1 protein-coding gene is annotated in these 1233 nt (G+C 47.4%); it reads left to right on the forward strand.

The window, feature by feature from the left end:
• Positions 1-121 precede the first annotated feature (121 nt).
• Positions 122-1233, forward strand: a 1112-nt coding sequence (locus VB714_RS07340) for a serine/threonine-protein kinase (RefSeq protein WP_323222626.1), incomplete at its 3' end; no start/stop codon positions are given.

Raw genomic sequence — 1233 nt, forward strand, 5'->3', positions numbered from 1 at the left:
GGCAATGGGGAAAGTGTGGGGAGTTGGGGGAGTTGGGGGGAGTTGGAGAAGAGGGGAAGAGGATAGGCAAAATTTATCTTTTATCTTTTACACTGGTGGGAATACGAACGAATAAATGTTTATGGTCAGTTCTGTTGAGTCTGAGGAAATTAAAGGCGATCGCTATCGAGTTATCAAAGAATTAGCACAGAGCAGCAGTTTGGGGCAGACCTATTTAGTGGAAGACCTGCAAAGCTCAAACGCTCGTTTTGCCTTGAAAGAATTTACCTTTACTCTACGAACTCCAGATGTTTTTGCCAAGGCGGAGCAACTCTTTGCCCGTGAAGCGGATATCCTCTATCGCCTCGATCACGCTCAAATTCTCAAAGTGCATCATCTTACCTGTTTCCAAGATGGAGAGCGGGGTAAAGTGTTACTCGTCCAAGATTATATAGAAGGGCAAACTCTGCGATCGCTTCTAGATGCCCGTTGGATACAAGGGCGCAAGTTTAGCGAAACTGAGGGACTGCGTTTGCTCTATCAGCTTGCATCCGTCCTCAACTACATTCATTCGATGGGAGTCATCCATCGCCATATTTCGCCAGAAAACATCCTCTTTCGGCAAGGAGACGGACGCTTGATTTTAGGGGATTTTGGCGGTATTGCTCAAGTTCTCGCGACCCTTTCCGTGGAATTGGGAGATCCCACCACAACCCCTCTCCCCACGCCTTTAGGTAAACCTGGTTATGCCCCCCCCGAACAGTTACAAAAAGGGATTATTTTTACTTATAGCGACCTCTACGCGATCGCGGCAACCGTTGCAGTTATGCTGACGGGGAAAGAACCCTTACAATTAATCGATCCGAAAACTGGAGAATGGGACTGGCGCGGACAGGTTAAAATTTCTGCCCAATTTAATACTATTTTGCAAAAAATGCTGGCTAAAAATCCGGGCGATCGCTATCACAGTGCGTATGATGTCATCAGCGCCCTGCGCGAGATTCCTCGCTCTTCCCTGGCTCCCAGTAAAGGCAAGCAATCTGCGGCAACTGTAGCACCTCCATCCCCTATCGAGATGACTCAACCTCTTTTTTCCAACCAGCGCAATTTTGGCGTGCAGATATTCAAGTTTCTCCTACAATTTGTTTTTGGGATGGGTTTTATTGTTGGGGCTGGGGCGATCGGTTGGTTTGTGGGACAAACTTGGCTGAAAACTCAACTCTCGCCACCAGAAGAATTACCCGAATTGGATAT

This window comes from Spirulina sp. 06S082, from assembly GCF_034932145.1.
Lineage (GTDB): Bacteria > Cyanobacteriota > Cyanobacteriia > Cyanobacteriales > Spirulinaceae > CCY15215.